We start from the raw sequence: 17,954 nt of genomic DNA on the forward strand, positions 1-17,954 counted from the left end.
CGATCGCACCCTCGCCCACCGCGACAGCAGTCGCCGGCAGTACCGGTTCGCGGGTCTGGCCTTGCAGGTCGGTGAACCGTCCGATCCCGGCGGCACTGACACGTCGGCGGCGGGCGGCACCGTCACCGAGCCGCAACCCCTGCGCCAAATACTGATGCACCGACAAATACCCCGCCTTGCGATACACGGCCCGGTCGGAGACCTCCACCAACACCGCGGCGTCCACACCGTCGAGACGACGATGAGTACGTTCCAATGTCTCGACGGTTTCCAGCAGGGTGTCTTCGGGGACCGCGGACAGTGGCAGGGACGCGAACTTGGTCGCCGCAGCTTCCAACAGGCGGGCGAGGGCGGCCGGATCGTCCGGCAGCACTTCTGACGCGACCATCGAACCCACCCCCCTCCACCTGCACAGTGCCCGAGAACACTCCTGCTGTGCTTCTATGTTCGAATCATACCGCCGCCCTCTGACAAAGCCGCCGCCTCACAACTCGATGCCCGATCGTGCCGCCAGCACAGCGGCCTGCACCCGCGACTGCACGCCCAGCTTCATCAGCACCCGCGAGACGTGGGTCTTCACCGTCGCCTCCCCGATCATCAGGCGGCGGGCGATCTGCGCATTCGACAGTCCGGCGCCGAGACCGCCGAGGACTTCGATCTCCCGCTCGGTGAGGTCACTCAGATCCGGAGCGGGCTCGGCGGGACGTGATCGCATCGCGTCCACCACCACCCGGGTCACCGCGGGATCGAGCACCGCGTCGCCCTGCGCGACACGTCGGACACCGTCGACGAGTTCCGCGCCGGACGCCGACTTCAGCAGAAACCCGCTCGCTCCGGCCGCCAGTGAGCCGAGCACGTATTCGTCGATGTCGAAGGTCGTCAGGACGAGGACGGCCGCGTCGGTACGCGCCATGACTTCGGCGGTGGCGGCGATTCCGTCCGTCCCCGGCATGCGGACGTCCATCACCACCACGTCCGGCCGCAGCCTCTCGGCCGCGTCGACGGCATCGGCACCGTTCGACGCCTCGCCCACCACGCTGATCTCTCCCGACGACTCCAACACCAGCCGCAGGCCTTCTCGGACCGCGGCGTGATCGTCGGCCAGGACCACTCGCGTCCGGCTCACGCCCGCACCACCGGCACCCGCACGCGGACCACCCATCGTCGACCCTCCACACCGGCGGTCGCGGACCCGCCGATGCTCTCGGCGCGAATCATCATGTTGCGCAACCCATTTCCTCCCGATCCGTCGCCTTCGCCGCGCGCCATCGCACGTCCGTCCGTGAGACCGTTGCTGACCGTCATCTCGACGAGGTCTCCGGCTGAGACCAGTTGCACCGCGACGGGCTGTCCCGGCTCGTGGCGCGTCGCGTTCGCCAGCGCCTCACCCGCGATCCGGGTCAACACCGTCTCGATCGCGAGCGGAAGACCTTCGGTGTCGCCGTGCACCTCGACGGCCGAGCCGACCGCCTCCGCCGCCGTCACGAACGGAGCGAGTGACGACCAGCGGACAGTCGGAGTGTCATCGCCGTCGGCGGCGAGCACGTCGATCATCTCCCGCAGCTCCGACAGCGCCGCCAGGCTGTTGGAGCGCATCGAGGCGATCACCGGCTTCGGGTCCGGTGCCTCACGTGCGGCCTCGGCCAGGATCGCGATCGCCGACACGTGGCCCGCCACCGTGTCGTGCAGTTCCCGCGACACCCGGCGACGTTCCTCCGCCAGCGCCGCGGCGTGCTCGGCTGCGGCGGCCGACTGTTCGGCCCGCGCCGCCCGGATGGTGGCGTGCACCGACTGCGCGTAGCCCAGCGGCGAGACGAGGAAGGCCACTCCGAGCAGGCCCACCAGCACACCGGCCCGCGGATCCGCCGCGAGCGCCACAGCCACCGCACCCGCGACCGTCACCGCGAAGCAGGCGACACCGACGAACCTGCGCAACCGCGCGGACCCGACCGTCATGACCGCGAAGATGACGTCGGTGAAGGAGATCCAGAGCGGAAGGGACGCACCCGACGGAAGGTCGAGCGCGATGAGAACCACCATGATCGCGAGCGCCGCCGACGGTCGGCGAGGCGCCGCGAGTTGAACGACGAACGCCGCCACCAGGATCGCGATCTTGACCGGAGCCGAATGCCCGCCCCAGCCCTGGATCAGCGTGAACGCCCCACTGACCCACAGCAGCAGACCGACGACCAGTGTGCCGAGAGCCGACACCGTCGTCGACGAGAATCTGGGAATCGACATCATCAGACATCACTACAGCACACGTCGCGGGGCTTCGGGTCCGCCGAAGGGATGACGCCGACGAGCCGGATGAGGGATGTGCCTTCGGGCGATCCGCCCGATGCTGAACGCATGAACGATCTGACCGACCCGGTACTGCTGACCATCGCCGGCTGTGAAGTCGGCTTCTGGGTACTCGTCGCCGGCGGACTGTCGTTGCGCTACCTGGTCCGCGCGCAGCGCCTCTCGACACTGGTACTGGCGGCCGTCCCGGGGCTCGACGTCGCGCTCCTCGCGGCCGTGGCACTCGACCTCCACTCCGGCGGCGACGTCGGGTTGGCCCACCGGCTGGCGCCGATCTACTTGGGCGTGACCGTCGTCTTCGGACCGCGGCTGATCCGGTGGGCCGATGTCAGGTTCGCGCACCGGTACGCCGACGGCCCGGCACCCGTCCCGGTGCCCAAGCGGGGACCGGTACGGCTCCGGCACGAGTGGGCCGAGTTCGGCCGCTGGCTCGCCGCCGCCGCGATCGCCGGAGCGGTGGTGCTCGTCCTCGGTTTCACGGTCGCCGACGCCGGCCAGCGCGACGAATTGTTCAGTCTGTTCAAGACTCTCGGCGTCATCACCGCGATCTGGCTGCTCACCGGCCCGGTGTGGTACGCGGGGTCCGCGCGAGGAGCGTCGTCCGGCTGAACGGTGGCGCCGTCTACGACCGCCACACCGGATCCCTCTTGCCCAGGAACGCAGAGATACCTTCCTGGGCATCACAGGTGACGGCGTTGGTCGCCATCACCTCGGTCATCGCGGCGTACGCCTCCGGCTCGGTGCGATCGATCTGGTCGTAGAAGGCCCGCTTACCGATGGCGAGGGTGTCGCCGCTGAACCGGCCGATCCGCCCGGCCAGCTCCGCGACGGTGCTCTCCAGATCGGCGGCGGGCACGGCGGTGTTGACCAGGCCCCATTCGACGGCGGTCGCGGCATCGACCATGTCGCCGGTCAGCAGCATGTGCATGGCGCGCTTGCGCCCGACGGCACGGCTGAGCGCGACCATCGGAGTGGAACAGAAGAGCCCGATGCGGACGCCAGGCGTGGAGAACCGTGCACTGTCGGCGGCCACCGCGAGATCGCAGGTGGCGACCAACTGGCAGCCCGCTGCGAGCGCCATTCCCTGGACCTGGGCGATCACCGGCTGGCGAACGTCGTGGACCGCCGTCATCAGGTCGGTGCAGGCCGCGAAGATCTCCCGCTCGTCGTCGACCGTGCGCTCGACCATCTCCGACAGGTCGTGGCCGGCGGAGAACGCCGGACCGTGCGCCTTGATCACGATCACCCGCACCTCCGGGTTCTCGCCGAAAGTGCGCAGGACTTCGGTGGCAGCCCGCATGGTGGCCAGTGACAAGGGGTTTCGGCGGTCGGGGTCGTCGAGGGTGAGGACGCCGACGCCGTCGGAGACGGACGAGGACACAGCGGAATCAGTCATCTCACCATTGTCGTCCATCCTCGCCGACCGTACGATCGGTTGACATGAACGTGCCGACCGATCTGCTCCGGGATCCCCTCGTGTATCGGCTCGCCGCAGCGGGCCAGTCCGCCGACGCGATCATCTGCCTCGGCCCGATCCCCTACGTCGCGCGATGTCTGGACGACGTGGGCTATCCCGCGGACCAACGGTGGGTGTTTCCGGTGGTCAAGGCCGCGTCGGCGGCGGGACTCGCCGCGGCCCCGAGGTTCCCGATGCTGGCCCGCTTCACGGCGGTCATGCTGACGGTGTACTTCTGCCTCGCGGTCGGAGCACACGTCCGGGCCCGCGACCTCCGGCTGAACTTCGCCGCCGCGTCGTCGTTGCTTCTCTTCTACGCGGCGCTCGCCGCCACAGGTCCCCGCCCGGCCGAACGCCCGGGTCCCCGAGCCGAGCGCCGGTAACCGCCCTGATCGGCTACCGCGCCAGGGCCTTGAGCACGCGGTCGGCGTGCACGTTCATGTTGATCTCCGACGCGATCACGTCGGCGATGACTCCGTCGGAGCCGATTGCGAACGTGACCCGCTTGGTCGGCATGCCGACCTTCACCAGCAGCGATCCACGCCGGACACCGTATGCGGAGGCGACGGCGCCGTCGACGTCCGCCAGCAACGGGTAGTCGAGGGTGTGCTCGTCGGTCCAGCTCTTCTGCTTCGCGACGTCATCCCGGCTGATCCCGATCCGCTGCACTCCCGCGGCAGCGAACTCCGCTGCGAGGTCCCGGAAATGGCAGGCCTCCTTCGTGCAGCCCGGGGTGAACGCCGCCGGATAGAAGAACAGCGCGACCGGCCCGTCGGCCAGCAGTTCGGAGAGCCGTCGCCGTCGACCGTTCTGGTCGGGCAGCTCGAAATCCGGTGCGGTGTCCCCGATGTTCATGGTCCCCGACCCTACTCCGCCGGCTCAGGTGAGTCCGGCGTCGTGGATCCGGATCGCGACCTGCACCCGATTGGCGGCGTCGAGTTTGGTGAAGATCCGGGAGATGTGGGCCTTGACCGTCGCCACCGACATGTACAGCTCCGAGGCGATCTCGGCGTTCGACGCGCCCCGAGCCAGACAGACGGCCACCTCTCGCTCACGACCGGTGAGCGCGTCCACCGCCTCCCGGGCCGTGGACTCCCGGTTTCCGTCCCGGCCGTCGACGACCTGCTTGATGAGCGCCGCAGTGACCGACGGGCTCAGCGCCGGCTCCCCAGCCAGCACCCGTCCGATCGCCGTGATGATCTCCGCCGGCGGCGTGTCCTTCAACAGGAACCCGTCGGCGCCGACGGCCAGCGCTCGGACCACGTACTCGTCGGCGTCGAAGGTGGTGAGCACGATGACGGCGGGCGGATTCGGTGCCGCCTTGAACGCGGCGGTCGCGTCGATACCGTCCATCACCGGCATTCGCAGATCCATCAACAGCAGATCGACCGGATCGGCCGCGTACCGGGCCAGTGCCTCTCGGCCGTCTCCTGCCTCGGCGATCACCTCCAGACCGGGGTCGCCGCCGACCAGCAGCCGGAGCCCGGACCGGACCAGCGGATCGTCGTCGACGATCATCAATCGAGACGTCATGTCTGCCACGGTAGCCACACCCGCAGGACGAACCGGCCGTCGGCCGTCAGATGCGCCGACTGCCGCCCGCCGCGAAGCTCCACCCGCTCGGCGAGACCGACGAGTCCGAAGCCGGACTCCGGCACTCTCGACTTGTGGTCGCCGATGGGCAGCGGGTTGCTCACCACCAGGTCGACACCGCGGTCGGGTGCACCGTCGAGGCCGATCGCGACCGCTGTCGCCGGAGCGTGCTTGCGCGCATTGGTGACACCCTCCTGCACACAGCGGTAGAGCGTGCGCCCCACCCCGTCGGGGATCGCCGCCAGGTCGGCGTCGCAGTCGAAGGCGAGATTCATTCCGTGCCCGCGGTTCTCGTCGATGAGCTCGGGGATGTCGGCTGCTCCGGGCTGAGGCTGCTCGGGCGACGCGTCACCGGGATCGTCGCGGAGCACACCGAGCACCTCGCGCAACTCGGTCAGCGCCGTCGCCGACATCTGCTCGATGGTCCGCGCCGCATCGCGGACCTGATCGGCCGGCAGGTCGTCGCGAAATGCCAGCGCTCCGGCGTACATGTGCACGGTGGAGATCCGGTGAGCGAGCACGTCGTGCATCTCGCGCGATCCGGCCGCGCTCGGTGGCCCTCGCATGCCGGACCCTGGCCTCCTGTTCCGCCTCGGCCAGTTTGGCCCGAGACCGCCACGAGGCGAGAAGTTCACGCCGCGATCCGAGGTACAGGCCCCACGCGATCGTGAGCAGCAGGATCACCGCGACGACGAAGTAGTCGATGACGGTCGGCTCGGGTTCGTCGGGTGGATGCCACAGCTGCGAGAACAGCGAACACACCATCGCGACCGCCGCGACCGGAACGATCTCCCGCCACCGTCGCCGGGTCGACAGCGAGACCAGCGCCAGCATCGACGGTCCGGCCGCCGACGCGGACACCGTCGAAGCCACGTTGGTCGCCATCGCCACCGCGACCGGATACCTCCGACGCCAGTGCACCGCGATCAACGACAGCACGCCGAGGAGCAGATCAGCCGCGAACCACCACCTCGCGTACTGCCACTGGTAGCCGGCCCGCGTGCCCCAGACCAGTCCGGAGACGGCGAGCACCACCGCGAGCCGCCACGCATGGCTGCGCCACGTGAGCTGTGGCTGATAGTCGTCGGGGTGCACGTGTGTCACCGTATCCCGCCGCCCGCGGTGCTCCCTCGTGCGCCGGGTCAGGGTCATACCCTACTTTCGGCTGACCCGGAATCAGTCGGCGGACTGATGTGCCCGCCGCCGGTTCAGAGCAGAATCGTCAGTCATGATCACCGTCGAGCACCTCACGAAGAGATATGGCGACTACGTCGCCGTCGACGACGTCTCGTTCGCTTGCAAGCCCGGCCGTGTCACCGGCTTCCTCGGGCCCAACGGCGCGGGCAAGTCGACCACCATGCGGATCATCGCCGGACTCACTCCGGTCACGGCCGGATCTGCGACCATCGCCGGCGTCGAGTACCGCGACATCCACAATCCGGCGACTCAGGTCGGAGTCCTGCTCGACGCATCCGCCCAGCACGCAGGCCGGACCGGTGCCGAGATCCTGCGCCTGTCCGCGATGACCATGGGCCTCGACCGCAGCCGCATCGACGAGGTCCTGAACCTGGTGAGCCTCACGCCGCAGGAGGCGGGGCGCCGGGTCCGCAACTACTCGCTCGGCATGCGCCAGCGGCTCGGCATCGCCAACGCCCTGCTGGGCGATCCGCGGATACTCATCCTCGACGAGCCGGTCAACGGCCTCGATCCCGCGGGAATCCACTGGATGCGCACCCTGCTGCGCAACTACGCCGACCGCGGCGGCACCGTCCTGCTGTCGAGCCACCTGCTCCACGAGATCGAGATCATCGCCGACGATCTCATCGTCATCGGGCAGGGCCGCATCGTGGCGCAGGGCACCAAGGAGCAGTTGCTCGCGGGCACCGGCACCCGAGTCAAGGCCGTCGACGACGCCGCGCTCGGGCGCGCGTTGGCCGCGGCCCAGGTGGTCGCGCACCCCGCTGCCGACGGCGGCTTCCACGTGGAAGCCGAACCGACCGTCGTCGGCCGGGTGGCGCTCGACGCCCAGATCCACCTCGTGGAGCTGCGGCCGGGCGACAACACCGGCTTGGAGGCGATGTTCTTGCAGCTCACGCAGCAGACCCAGCGTGAGCAGCCCGTCAACCAGGGAGTCTTCCGATGACCACCACGTATGCGGCCGTCGATCAGACGGCCAAGCCGATCCCGCTCAGCCGCCTGATCCGCGTCGAACTGCGCAAGCTCGTCGACACCCGCGCCGGCTTCTGGCTGATCGCGTCGATGGGTCTCATCTCGGTCGTGATCATGGTGGTCATGCTGATCACCACCGGCAACTCCACCGACAACGGTGACGGCGCCGGCTTCGCCGACTTCTTCGGCATCATGAACACCCCGACCGGCTTCCTGCTGCCGGTGATGGCGATTCTGCTGGTGACCTCCGAGTGGAGCCAGCGCGGCGCCCTGATCACCTTCACCATGGAACCGCGACGTGAACGGATCGTGGTCGCCAAGCTGGTGGCCTCGCTCGTCGCCGCACTGGCCGCGGTCGCCTTCGCCCTGATCGTCGGCGCCATCGGCAATGTGATCGTCGGGGCCGCATACGGCGACCCGAACGGTTCGTGGTCGTTCCCGGCCGCCGGGCTGACCGGCGCGGTGATCCTCCAGATCACGGGTCTGCTCCTCGGCTTCGGTTTCGCCGCGCTGTTCCTGAACACACCGGCCGCGATCGTCGCCTACTTCGTCCTGCCCAACGCCATCGGCCTGGTTCTGGAACTGGTTCCGGCGCTGCGCGACCACCATGTGGGCGACTGGATCAGCACGAGCACATCGTCCGGCCCGCTGATGTCCGACTCCTGGCCGACGGGAGCCGAATGGGCACACTTCCTGGTGGCTCACGCCATCTGGATCGGCATCCCCATCACCCTGGGCATCTACCGAATCTTGCGTTCGGAGGTCAAGTGACCTCAGGCGGTCACCTGACCTGGAAGAGCTGAACGCAATGCCGACTGGCGCACCCGAAACCTCTCCCCGGGTGCGCCAGTCATCTTTCTGCTGTCACCCCGTCTCCGCCGCCTGTCGGCCGGACGGGCGCACGACTTCGCGATGACCGGCGTCGATCCGCCGCGTCCAGCCGCGCGCATCGAGGTTCTCGAGCAGCGGGATCGCGACACGGCGCGAGGTGCGCAGTGCCTGCCGCGCCTGCGAGGTGGTGAAAGGCTGCGGCAGCCGGGCCAGTTCGCGCATCGCCCGCGCCGGCGCGGTGGGCAGCAATACCAGCCCGTCGCCGAGCCGGAGAAGCCTCCCGGCGCGGTCGGCGGCGGCGAGTTCGCGCACGCCCAGCCCCAGAGCCGCCAGGTCGTCGGCCTCCGGAGCCGCGAACGGATCGGCCGCGAGACGCTTCTCGAGTGCGCAGACTCCCGCTTCGGCGGGGCCGAGATCGGACCTGCGCTCCGGAAGCGACAGCAGACCGCCGCGGGCCGCCACGCCGGCCCCGTCGACCACAGCGCCGAGCAGCGCCGGGTCGGGTAACGAGAGCAGATCCCGCGCCGCGCCGTACGACAGTCCCGCCGCCAACGGGTCGCGGTCATGCAGTTCCGTGACCGCGCTACGCAGTCGCATCTGCCAGTGATGCATCAGCCGCGTCGTCACCCACCACTCGCCCACCGCCTCGACCCCGTCGGGCACCACCCCGGTCTCCAGGCCGAGGTCGTCGAGTCGGGTACGTCGGACCGCGCCCCGCCGCTGCACCTCGGCGAGGGCGGCGGCGTCCTGTGCCAGACCGGCGAGCGCTCCCGCCCGCCGCCGCGCGTCGCCGCGCCGGACGAGTTCGGGCGGATCGACGTCCAGTACCCGCACGCCGCCGAGGATCCGTCCCGCGCCGGGATCGCGCAGCGCCAGGCGGTCGTCCCGCTGGAGCGGGAGTCCCCTCGCCAGGGTGAGGCGAAGGTGGTCGCCGTCGAGCGGGCGCACGCGCACCGGCACCGCCACCGTGCCGATGTGCGCTGTGAGCCACTCCGGAAGTTCCCGCGGGCCCATCCCCGGCCCCACACGGCAGACGTCGACGAGAGTCGTCACCGGCCAGGCGCCCGGAGTGAGCAGTGCGTCGCCGCGGTGAATCGCATCGTGGGCGACGCCGCGGAGGTTCACCGCGGTACGGCTCACCGGCCGCGCGGCGTCGAGCGGCCTGCCGTGCGACTGGAGTCCGCGGACGGTCACTTCACGACGACCGTCTCTGCCGAACAGGTCCAGACGCTCGCCCGAAGCGAGTGCCCCGGCCTCGAGTGTCCCGGTGACCACGGTGCCCGAGCCGGTGACGGTGAATGCACGATCGACCCACAGCCGTACTCGTCCGGACCGCGGCTGCGGCAGTGCCGAGAGCATCCGGTCCAGCGCGCCGCGCAGATCGTCGAGCCCGGTGCCGTCACGGGCCGAGACGGCGACCGCCTCGGCGTCGGCGAGTCCGGTGTTCGCCAATTCGTGCCGCGCCTGCGCGGTGACCTCGGCGATCCGGTCCGCCGACGCCCGATCGGTCCGGGTCACCACGATCAGTCCGCGGTCGACACCGAGCGCGGCGAGCGCATCACGGTGATCTGAGGACTGTTCGCGCCACCCCTCGTCTGCGGCGACCACGAAGCACACGGCGGGGGCCGGTCCCAGCCCGGCGAGCATGTTCGTCAGGAACCGCTCGTGGCCCGGCACGTCGACGAAGCCCACCTCCCGACCCGAGGGCAGCACGGTCCAGACGAAACCCAGGTCGATCGTGAGACCGCGCCGCCGCTCCAGTTCCCAGCGGTCCGGCTCCATCCCGGTCAGCGCTTTCACGAGAGTCGACTTGCCGTGGTCGACGTGTCCCGCGGTTGCGACGACGAACACTGCGGTCAGTCCGCCCGCATGGCGGCGCGGACGGCCTCGGCGAGCCGCGAGTCGTCCGCCTCCGGAACGCAGCGCAGGTCGATCAGTGTGAACCCGTCGTGCACGCGCGGCAGCACCGACGGCGTCCCGGTCCGCAGCCGCGCGGCTATCGACTCCGGCAGCCGGACCGCGTAGCCGGGCAGCGGAACTCCCGGAGCACCGCCGCCGCCCACGCGGCCGTCGTGCTCGACGACGGTCCCGTCCACGGCCGCCGCCAGCGCCTGCGCTCGCGCCCGCAGACGCTCCGGATCGGCGTGCAGGTATTCGACCACCGGCGCGGTGGGTCCGGCGACCGTCGCTTCGAGCGCGGCCAGCGCCAGCTTGTCGATCCGCACCGCACGCGCCAGCGGATGCCGCGACAGCCGCTGCACCAGATCTGCCCGCCCCAGGACCAGGCCGGCCTGCGGCCCGCCGAGCAGTTTGTCGCCGCTCGCGGTCACCAGATCCGCACCGTCGTTCAGCATCGTCGCCGCATCCGGTTCGTCGGGCAACGTCCGATCCGGCGCCAGCAGTCCGGAGCCGACGTCCACGACGAGCGGCACGCCCCGGTCCCGCGCCACCTGCGCCAGCTCGCTCACCGGCGCGGCCGAGGTGAATCCGGAGACCGTGAAGTTGCTGGGGTGAACCTTGAGCAGACACCCGGTGTCCGGACCGATCGCGTCGGCGTAGTCGGAGAGATGCGTGCGATTGGTGGTGCCGACTTCGCGGAGCCGGGCCCCGGTCGACGCGATCAGGTCGGGCAGCCGGAACCCGGCTCCGATCTCGATCAGTTCACCGCGGGAGACGACGACTTCACGGCCGGCGGCCAGCGCCGTGGTCGCGAGCACCAGTGCCGCCGCACCGTTGTTCACCGCCAGTGCGTCACCGGCCGCCGGGCACGCGGCGAGCAACGCGGAGCGGGTCCGGGCGCCCCGCTTTCCGCGGACCCCCGATTCCAGGTCCAGTTCCACATCGACGTAGCCGGCGGCATCGACCATCGCCGACACCGCGGCCCGGCTGAGGGGGGCGCGACCGAGATTGGTGTGGACGACGACGCCGGTGGCGTTGAGTACCGGCGTCTGCGCCCAAGCCCGCGCTCGGGTGAGGTCGGCGATCACCGCGGCAGCCACCTCCTGCGGCGGCAACTCACCTCGGCGTGCCCTCTCCTGTATCGCGCGGACACGCTCGACGACTGTGTCCGCCGACAGGCGCCGACGAGCCGCCGCTACCGCCGGCAACGCCAGCAGAGCATCCGTGCGCGGAATCAATCTGCGCGGGTCATGCTGCGGCGCAACCTGATTCACTCAGTCTCCTGGTCACTCGACGAGAGAGTTTGGCGGAGACGGACGGGAATCGAACCCGCCAGACCGAGATACTCGACCTCACCGGTTTTGAAGACCGGGGGGCCCACCAGGAACCCAGACGCCTCCGCAGACCAACATAGCCGTCTACGCTCGGCCGTGTGACTCAGGTTAAGCGACTGACCGACTACGCCCACGGCGGAGGGTGCGCCTGCAAGATCCCGGCGGGCGAGTTGGAGGACGCGGTGCGCGGCCTCGTCGGACAGCGATCCCCCGATGTGCTGGTGGGTCTCGACGACGGCGACGACGCCGCCGCGGTCCGCGTCGCCGACGGTCTGGCGGTGCTGTCCACCGCCGACTTCTTCACTCCCGTCGTCGACTCCGCCTACGACTGGGGCGCGATCGCCGCGGCCAACGCCCTGTCGGACGTCTACGCGATGGGCGGGCGGCCGGTGGTGGCCGTCAACCTAGTCGGCTGGCCTCGCGAGGTGCTGCCGATGGAACTGCTGACGGAGGTGCTGCGCGGCGGGCTCGACGTCGGCGCCCAGGCCGGATGCCCGGTGATCGGCGGTCACACCATCGACGACCCCGAGCCCAAGTACGGCATGGCGGTCACCGGCGTCGCCGACCCCGACCGTCTCCTGCGCAACGACGCCGCCGAGCCGGGGCTCCCCCTCACGCTGACCAAACCCCTCGGCGTCGGCTTGCTGAACAATCGGCACAAGCGGACCGGCGAGGTGTTTCCCAACGCGATCGCGTCGATGACCGCACTCAACCGCGACGCGGCCGACGCCGCCGTGGCGAACGGCGTCCAGGCCGCCACCGACGTCACGGGCTTCGGTCTGCTGGGCCACCTCTACAAGATGTGCCGCGCGTCCGGCGTGAGCGCCGTGGTGGAGGCCTCGGCGGTGCCGGTACTCGACGGCGCTCTCGACGCCCTCCGCGACGGCTACGTCTCCGGCGGGACGCGACGCAACCTGGACTGGGTGCGCCCGCACCTCGGCGCGGGCGCCGGGGTGAGCGAAGACGATCTGCTGCTGTTGGCCGACGCCCAGACCTCCGGCGGTCTGCTGGTGGTCGGTGAAGTGCCCGGCCATCCGGTGATCGGGCACACCGTGGCCGGCGGAGCGCCGGGCATCACAGTCCGGTGATCGAGTCTCCCGTCACCCCCGCCGCACGGCGGGCCGCGAGCCTGCGCTTCTGCGGTTCGATCGTGTAGCGCGGATCGCGCGCCGACTCCAGGCCCGCATGAAAGACGCCGAACCGCGTGCACGTGGACGCCGCGACCAGCGCTCCACCGGCCGCCGCTGCCAGCGCCCGCCGGCCCCGGCCCTGCCGACCGCCCGCGATCAGCGCGCCCACGCCGCCGGCCACCGCGAGCCGCTCGGCCCAGCGCATCAGCTTCCCCGGCCCGCCGTGGTGGAGGGGTTCGGCGGCCACCGGGTCCATCCGCTGCTCCGTCAGCCGCGTCGCCGCGACGTCGCCGATCACACCGAGAACGGCCAGATTGCGGGCCGGTCCCGCTTCCGCTGCGGGCGTGGTGATCAGTGCGAGACCGCCCGCGGCCAAGCTCGCGGAACTGACGAACACGAAGGGAAGATCCCGGTGCATCGCATTCCACGTCGGCATCGCGGTGTCGCCGAGCAGGACCGCGGTGTACGCGGCCAGCGGGGCACCCATCGCGGCCGCCCCCAGTCCCGCCGGGCCCTCGAGTGCCCGGAGCAGCGGTCGGAGCCGGCCGAGCGGCAGCCGATCACCCGTCAGAGCGTCGACCTCCGACGCGGCGGCCACCCCGATCATCCCGCTGTACCCCATCAGAATCCATGAGCCGACGCTCATCGGCGAGGTGACCTTGAAGGTCCTCATCATGTGCAGGAACCGCTCCGGCCGGCCTAGATCGGCGACGAGCGCCACAGCTCCGGCCCCCGCGGCGCCGAGCCCCGCCAGTCGCGCATTGCGGCGCAACACCTTCCGTCCGGTGAGCTGAGCACCCGCGGCGAGCAGTCCGGAGCCGCCGGCGATCCCGCCGAGCACCAGATACGCACCGACGGGCGTCTCCCAGGGCGGCGCCTTGACGACGGGGTGCCCGTAGTAGCCGTTCTCATCGAGATGCTCCACCTGCGCCTGCGGCACCATCAACTCGTCGCCGCGGCGACCGCCGCCCCCGCGACGCCTCCCCCGCTGCGGACGCTGCGGACGCGGCGGACGGAACTGGCCGTATTCGGAACTCGTCACGCTCGCCGGTCCCTTCGCGAGCCGAGGAACGACAGCACGGCGGCGCCCACCATCCCGGCCACCGCCGTACCGGCGCGCCGGTACATCCGGGGCAGATCGGCGGTGCACACGCGGGGATCGGGCGGCAGTCCGTACACCTCCGGCTCGTCGAGCAGCAGGAACACCGACCCGGTGCCGCCGACGCCGTCGTCCTCGTTGGCGCCGTACAACCGCGCCTCGGTCATCCCCTCAGCGTGCAGTTGCGCCACTCGCTCGTGCGCTCGCTCCACCATGTCCGTGCGCCGGCCGAAGGAGATCGACGTGGTGGGGCACGTCTGTGCGCAGGCGGGCGTCTGGTCGTCTCGCAGGCGGTCGTAGCACAGCGTGCACTTCTGGGCGACGCCCCGATTCGGGATCTCGGGCTGCTCACCCTTGCGGTCGCCCTCGCGGACGGTCGGCGCCACCGTGCCGTCGCTGCGGCGCTCCACCACCCCGAAGGGGCAGCCGGCCACGCAGGTGCCGCAGCCGTTGCAGATGTCGGCCTGCACCACCACGGTGCCGAACTCCGTCCGCATCATCGCGCCGGTGGGGCACACGTCGAGGCAACCGGCGTGCGTGCAGTGCTTGCAGACGTCTGAGGACATCAGCCATCGGAATTCCGGCGTGTCCGGCGGCGTCGTGTCCGGTGACGGCGAACTCGGCGCCGGCGGGTCGAGGGGGTCGGCACCGCGGACCTGCGGCATACCCAGGTCCGCCAGCCCAGCGCCCGAGGCTCGTGCCGTGGCGATGCGGTCCGCGTCCTGCTCGACGAAGGCGACATGCCGCCACGTGCTGGCACCGAGAGACACGGAGTTGTCGTACGACATTCCGGTGAACTCGAGGTCGCCGTCTCTGGGGTTGCCGTTCCACTCCTTGCACGCCACCTCGCAGGCTTTGCAGCCGATGCAGATCGAGGTGTCGGTGAAGAAGCCGCGCCGGTCCTCGTGAGGATGCCAGTGCGCATCGGCGCTCGGATCGGTCGGTCCGGTCAGCTGGCCCATCACTGCTCCTCTCGCGGTGTGAGACGGCTGTTGTCCGTCTCGACGGTGACCCCGGACCGTCGCTGGTAGTCGCGCACCAGCGCATCGGCGGCGGCACCGCGCGGACGACGCCCCGCGATGACCGCACACGAACCCACCTTCGACTCCTGAATGAAGACGTTCGGATCCATCGTGACACCGACGAGGTCGTTGGCGGCGTCACCGCTGACCACCGCGTCGTTGCCCACACCCCAGTGATACGGCAGACCCACCTGGTGCACCACGCGGCCGTTGATCTCCAGCGGCCGCATCCGGTCGGTGACCAGCACCCGGGCCTCGATCACACCGCGCGGCGAGACGATCGTCGCCCATCCCTGCGCGGTCAGCCCGCATTCGGCGGCCAGTTCCGGAGAGACCTCGCAGAACATCTCCGGCTGGAGTTCGGAGAGGTACGGCGACCATCGACTCATGCCGCCCGCCGTGTGGTGCTCGGTGAGCCGGTACGTCGTGAAGACGTACGGGTAGACGCCGGCGCCCGGGTCGCCGGCACTCGGCGCGTCGAGATTGTCCTCGCGGGGGAGCATCACCCTGGCCGGCGACTGCTGCTGCGGATACAGGGCGTTGCGGACCGGCGACTCCTGCGACTCGTAGTGCGTCGGCATCGGACCGTCGACCAGACCGTTCGGCGCGAACAGCCAGCCCTTCCCGTCCGCCTGCATGATGAACGCGTCGTCGCCGCCGATGGCGTCGGCACCGATCGCACCCTCCGGCGGCACCGTCCCCGGCGCGCGGTCGATCGGGAAGTCCGGAACGTCCGATCCGGTCCACCGTCCGGCGTCGGCGTCCCACCAGACGTACTTCTTACGTTCGCTCCACGGCCGGCCCTGCGGGTCGGCCGACGCCCGGTTGTAGAGGATGCGGCGGTCGGACGGCCACACCCAGCCCCAGTCGGACTGCGTCACGCCGCCACCGCCGCCGGGCGTGCGCCGCGCGGCCCTGTTGACCCCGCCGGCGTAGACGCCCGCGTAGATCCAGCACCCGGAGATCGTGGAGCCGTCGGAACGCAACTCGGTGTACGAGTCGATCGGTTCGCCGGCGTTCGGCCCCGTCAGATGACGGCCGTTGATCTCGGCGAGCACCGCCTCCGGGTCCACGTCACCGTGTTCGTTGCGGCGGTAGTCCCAGGTCAGATCCTGGAGGGGACGGTCGCGCGGGTCGGTCGAGTCGGCCACGCGTTCCCGGATGCGCCTGCCGAGTTCGTAATAGAAGTCGAGTTCGCTCTGCGCGTCGCCGGGTGGGGCCACCGCCTGGTGGCGCCACTGCACCATGCGCTGCGTCTGAGTGAACGAGCCGGCCTTCTCGACGTGGGTGGCGGCCGGCAGGAAGAAGACCTCGGTGGCGATGCCCTCGGTCTTCAGCTCACCCGAGTCGATCTCGGGCCCCTCCTTCCACCAGGTGGCGCTCTCGATCATGTTCAGATCACGCACCACCAGCCACTTGAGCTTGGACATCGCCATCCGCTGTTGACGGCTGTTGGCCGATCCGACGGCGGGGTTCTGACCGACGATGAAGTAACCGTCGACATTGCCCTCCAGCATCTCCACCACGGTCTGGTATGTGCCCGCCGGTCCGGTGAGCCGCGGCAGATAGTCGAAGCACCAGTCGTTCTCGGCGGTCGCCGCCTCACCCCACCACGCCTTGAGCAGACTCACCGCGTAGTCCTCGGCATACGCCCAGAATCCCTTGCCGGACGCCGGCCGCACCGTCGCGAGGTAGTCGTCGAACGTATTGTGCTTGCCCGCGGACGGCATCGGCAGGTAGCCGGGAAGCAGATCGAACAGCGTCGGAATGTCCGTGGAGCCCTGGATGCTCGCGTGACCGCGCAACGCCATGATTCCGCCACCGGGACGTCCGACGTTGCCGAGAAGCAACTGCAGAATGGCAGCCGTGCGGATCACCTGGGCACCCATCGTGTGCTGAGTCCACCCGGTCGCGTAGCCGAAGCATCCGGTGCGTTCGGGACCCGAGTTGTCGGCCAGCGACCGTGCGAGGTACTCGAACTCCGCTTCGGCGATGCCGCACATCTGCGTCACCATCTCCGGGGTGTAGCGGGAGTAGTGCCGCTTCAGGATCTGGAACACGGTGCGCGGATCCTGCAGCGTCTCGTCCCGCCCGCCGGTGTACTGCCAGGTGGCGCGATCGTAGGTGCCGGACTCCTCGTCGAAGCCGGAGAAGAGACCGTCCAGGTCGTCGGTGTCCCGGTAGTCCTCGCTCACCAGAGTCGCCGCGTTGGTGTACGCGACGACGTACTCGTGGAAGTAGCGCTCGCGGGTGATCATGTAGTTGATCAGCGCACCCAGCAGCACGATGTCCGATCCCGCCCGGATCGAGATGTGCTTGTCGACCACCGCCGACGTGCGGGTGAAACGCGGATCGACGTGGATCACGCGGGCACCGCGCGCCTTCGCCTCAGTGACCCATTGGAATCCGACGGGATGCGCTTCCGCCATGTTGCCGCCCATGAGCACGATGCAGTCGGCATTGGCCATGTCCTGCAAGAACTGGGTGGCACCACCGCGGCCGAACGAGGCTCCCAGACCGGGAACCGTGGCGGAGTGTCATATCCGCGCCTGATTCTCGATCTGAATCGCGCCTGCGGCGGTGAAGAGCTTCTTGATCAGGTAATTCTCTTCGTTGTCTAGCGTCGCCCCGCCGAGCGAGGCCACACCCATGGTGCGGCGCAAGGGGTTTCCGTGCTCGTCGACGTCCTGCCAGTGCCTGCGACGGGCTTCGAGGAAGCGGTCGGCGATCATGTCGATCGCGGTGTCCCGATCCAGGTCCTGCCACTGTGTGGCGTACGGGGCGCGGTAGCGGACCGTGGTCTGCCGGAGCGGGTTGTTCACCAACTGCTCGCTCGACGCCCCCTTCGGACAGAGTCGCCCGCGCGAGATCGGGGAATCCGGATCGCCCTCGATGGCGATGACCCGCTCATCCTTGACGTACACCCGCTGACCGCACCCGACCGCACAGAACGGGCAGACGCTCTGCGCCATCCGGTCCGCCGTGGCGGTGCGTGACTGCATCGCCTTGGTGCGCGGCGACTCCACCGCGGGACCTCGGCCCAGCACGTCACCCGACCGCAGTTGCCGGAACACCGGCCACTCGAGGGGACTGAACCTGGACACGTCCCCAACCCTA

The 17,954-nt window shown here is 70.0% G+C and carries 16 protein-coding genes, 1 tRNA gene and 1 pseudogene; 5 read left to right on the top strand and 13 right to left on the bottom strand.

Features of this window, described 5'->3' with window-relative positions; genetic code table 11:
• The 3 genes from Y710_RS14515 to Y710_RS14525 form a co-directional block, all read right to left on the bottom strand.
• Window positions 1–388: DUF222 domain-containing protein (locus Y710_RS14515; protein WP_156479455.1), on the bottom strand; the 388-nt coding region annotated here is incomplete at its 3' end.
• Between the two features lie 96 nt (window positions 389–484).
• Window positions 485–1,126: a response regulator gene (locus Y710_RS14520; protein ID WP_006895811.1), complete on the bottom strand. Its 642-nt coding sequence runs from the start codon at window positions 1,124–1,126 to the stop codon at window positions 485–487.
• A complete protein-coding gene (locus tag Y710_RS14525; RefSeq protein ID WP_062367765.1) occupies window positions 1,123–2,244 on the bottom strand; it encodes a sensor histidine kinase in 1,122 nt (373 codons plus the stop codon). Before Y710_RS14525 ends, Y710_RS14520 begins: the two co-directional genes overlap by 4 nt.
• Window positions 2,245–2,352: 108 nt before the next feature.
• Between Y710_RS14525 and Y710_RS14530 the strand changes: the two genes are divergently transcribed.
• Window positions 2,353–2,913: a hypothetical protein gene (locus Y710_RS14530; RefSeq protein WP_045538293.1), complete on the top strand. Its 561-nt coding sequence runs from the start codon at window positions 2,353–2,355 to the stop codon at window positions 2,911–2,913.
• A 13-nt stretch (window positions 2,914–2,926) separates the two neighbouring features.
• Here the strand turns inward: Y710_RS14530 and Y710_RS14535 are convergent, their stop codons facing one another.
• Window positions 2,927–3,700, bottom strand: coding sequence for an enoyl-CoA hydratase (locus tag Y710_RS14535; RefSeq protein ID WP_052692412.1), 774 nt, complete (start codon window positions 3,698–3,700; stop codon window positions 2,927–2,929).
• A 44-nt stretch (window positions 3,701–3,744) separates the two neighbouring features.
• Between Y710_RS14535 and Y710_RS14540 the strand changes: the two genes are divergently transcribed.
• Window positions 3,745–4,143, top strand: a complete 399-nt coding sequence (locus tag Y710_RS14540) for a DoxX family protein (protein WP_006895807.1) — start codon at window positions 3,745–3,747, stop codon at window positions 4,141–4,143.
• A gap of 13 nt (window positions 4,144–4,156) precedes the next feature.
• Here Y710_RS14540 and Y710_RS14545 read toward each other — a convergent pair whose 3' ends face one another.
• From Y710_RS14545 to Y710_RS14555, 3 genes and pseudogenes are all read right to left on the bottom strand, one after another.
• The gene (locus Y710_RS14545; RefSeq protein ID WP_062367766.1) at window positions 4,157–4,615 is read right to left on the bottom strand and encodes a peroxiredoxin; all 459 of its coding nucleotides are present in this window, start codon (window positions 4,613–4,615) and stop codon (window positions 4,157–4,159) included.
• A 24-nt stretch (window positions 4,616–4,639) separates the two neighbouring features.
• The gene (locus Y710_RS14550; RefSeq protein ID WP_039867204.1) at window positions 4,640–5,293 is read right to left on the bottom strand and encodes a response regulator; all 654 of its coding nucleotides are present in this window, start codon (window positions 5,291–5,293) and stop codon (window positions 4,640–4,642) included.
• Window positions 5,290–6,505 (bottom strand): annotated as a pseudogene (locus Y710_RS14555) (histidine kinase). Before Y710_RS14555 ends, Y710_RS14550 begins: the two are co-directional and overlap by 4 nt.
• A 76-nt stretch (window positions 6,506–6,581) precedes the next feature.
• Between Y710_RS14555 and Y710_RS14560 the strand changes: the two are divergent.
• Together Y710_RS14560 and Y710_RS14565 are read left to right on the top strand one after the other, a co-directional pair.
• Window positions 6,582–7,496, top strand: a complete 915-nt coding sequence (locus tag Y710_RS14560; RefSeq protein ID WP_062367767.1) for an ABC transporter ATP-binding protein — start codon at window positions 6,582–6,584, stop codon at window positions 7,494–7,496.
• Window positions 7,493–8,293 carry an ABC transporter permease subunit gene (locus Y710_RS14565; RefSeq protein ID WP_006895802.1) on the top strand — a complete coding sequence of 267 codons (801 nt, stop codon included), beginning with the start codon at window positions 7,493–7,495 and terminating at the stop codon, window positions 8,291–8,293. Before Y710_RS14560 ends, Y710_RS14565 begins: the two co-directional genes overlap by 4 nt.
• 93 nt (window positions 8,294–8,386) lie before the next feature.
• Here Y710_RS14565 and selB read toward each other — a convergent pair whose 3' ends face one another.
• From selB to Y710_RS14580, 3 genes are all read right to left on the bottom strand, one after another.
• Window positions 8,387–10,204, bottom strand: a complete 1,818-nt coding sequence (gene selB, locus Y710_RS14570) for a selenocysteine-specific translation elongation factor (RefSeq protein ID WP_062367768.1) — start codon at window positions 10,202–10,204, stop codon at window positions 8,387–8,389.
• Between the two features lie 5 nt (window positions 10,205–10,209).
• On the bottom strand, window positions 10,210–11,526 hold the full coding sequence (gene selA / locus Y710_RS14575; protein WP_062367769.1) for an L-seryl-tRNA(Sec) selenium transferase: 1,317 nt from the start codon (window positions 11,524–11,526) through the stop codon (window positions 10,210–10,212).
• 30 nt (window positions 11,527–11,556) lie between these two features.
• Window positions 11,557–11,652 (bottom strand) — tRNA-Sec (locus Y710_RS14580).
• A gap of 32 nt (window positions 11,653–11,684) precedes the next feature.
• Between Y710_RS14580 and selD the strand changes: the two genes are divergently transcribed.
• Complete coding sequence (gene selD, locus Y710_RS14585) at window positions 11,685–12,674, top strand: selenide, water dikinase SelD (protein ID WP_062367770.1); 990 nt, start codon at window positions 11,685–11,687, stop codon at window positions 12,672–12,674.
• On the opposite strand, the gene nrfD is transcribed toward selD, so the two are convergent.
• From nrfD to fdnG, 3 genes are read right to left on the bottom strand one after another with little or no spacing between them, the layout of a single operon-like run.
• Window positions 12,661–13,758, bottom strand: coding sequence for an NrfD/PsrC family molybdoenzyme membrane anchor subunit (gene nrfD, locus Y710_RS14590; protein WP_062367771.1), 1,098 nt, complete (start codon window positions 13,756–13,758; stop codon window positions 12,661–12,663). The genes selD and nrfD overlap by 14 nt on opposite strands.
• Window positions 13,755–14,777 carry a 4Fe-4S dicluster domain-containing protein gene (locus Y710_RS14595; protein ID WP_062367772.1) on the bottom strand — a complete coding sequence of 341 codons (1,023 nt, stop codon included), beginning with the start codon at window positions 14,775–14,777 and terminating at the stop codon, window positions 13,755–13,757. Before Y710_RS14595 ends, nrfD begins: the two co-directional genes overlap by 4 nt.
• Window positions 14,777–17,941 carry a formate dehydrogenase-N subunit alpha gene (gene fdnG, locus Y710_RS14600; protein ID WP_197462944.1) on the bottom strand — a complete coding sequence of 1,055 codons (3,165 nt, stop codon included), beginning with the start codon at window positions 17,939–17,941 and terminating at the stop codon, window positions 14,777–14,779. The genes Y710_RS14595 and fdnG overlap by 1 nt, the downstream gene beginning before the upstream one ends.
• Window positions 17,942–17,954 lie beyond the last annotated feature (13 nt).

The sequence above is a fragment of the Gordonia sp. QH-12 genome, from assembly GCF_001578675.1.
GTDB classification, from domain to species: Bacteria; Actinomycetota; Actinomycetes; order Mycobacteriales; family Mycobacteriaceae; genus Gordonia; species Gordonia sihwensis.

Bases quoted from the DNA above. Each gene is read 5' to 3' on its own strand.
- Y710_RS14525 (WP_062367765.1), bottom strand. From the start codon at position 2,244: ATGATGTCGATTCCCAGATTCTCGTCGACGACGGTGTCGGCTCTCGGC.
- Y710_RS14530 (WP_045538293.1), top strand. From the start codon at position 2,353: ATGAACGATCTGACCGACCCGGTACTGCTGACCATCGCCGGCTGTGAA.
- Y710_RS14535 (WP_052692412.1), bottom strand. From the start codon at position 3,700: ATGACTGATTCCGCTGTGTCCTCGTCCGTCTCCGACGGCGTCGGCGTC.
- Y710_RS14540 (WP_006895807.1), top strand. From the start codon at position 3,745: ATGAACGTGCCGACCGATCTGCTCCGGGATCCCCTCGTGTATCGGCTC.
- Y710_RS14545 (WP_062367766.1), bottom strand. From the start codon at position 4,615: ATGAACATCGGGGACACCGCACCGGATTTCGAGCTGCCCGACCAGAAC.
- Y710_RS14550 (WP_039867204.1), bottom strand. From the start codon at position 5,293: ATGACGTCTCGATTGATGATCGTCGACGACGATCCGCTGGTCCGGTCC.
- Y710_RS14560 (WP_062367767.1), top strand. From the start codon at position 6,582: ATGATCACCGTCGAGCACCTCACGAAGAGATATGGCGACTACGTCGCC.
- Y710_RS14565 (WP_006895802.1), top strand. From the start codon at position 7,493: ATGACCACCACGTATGCGGCCGTCGATCAGACGGCCAAGCCGATCCCG.
- Y710_RS14595 (WP_062367772.1), bottom strand. From the start codon at position 14,777: ATGGGCCAGCTGACCGGACCGACCGATCCGAGCGCCGATGCGCACTGG.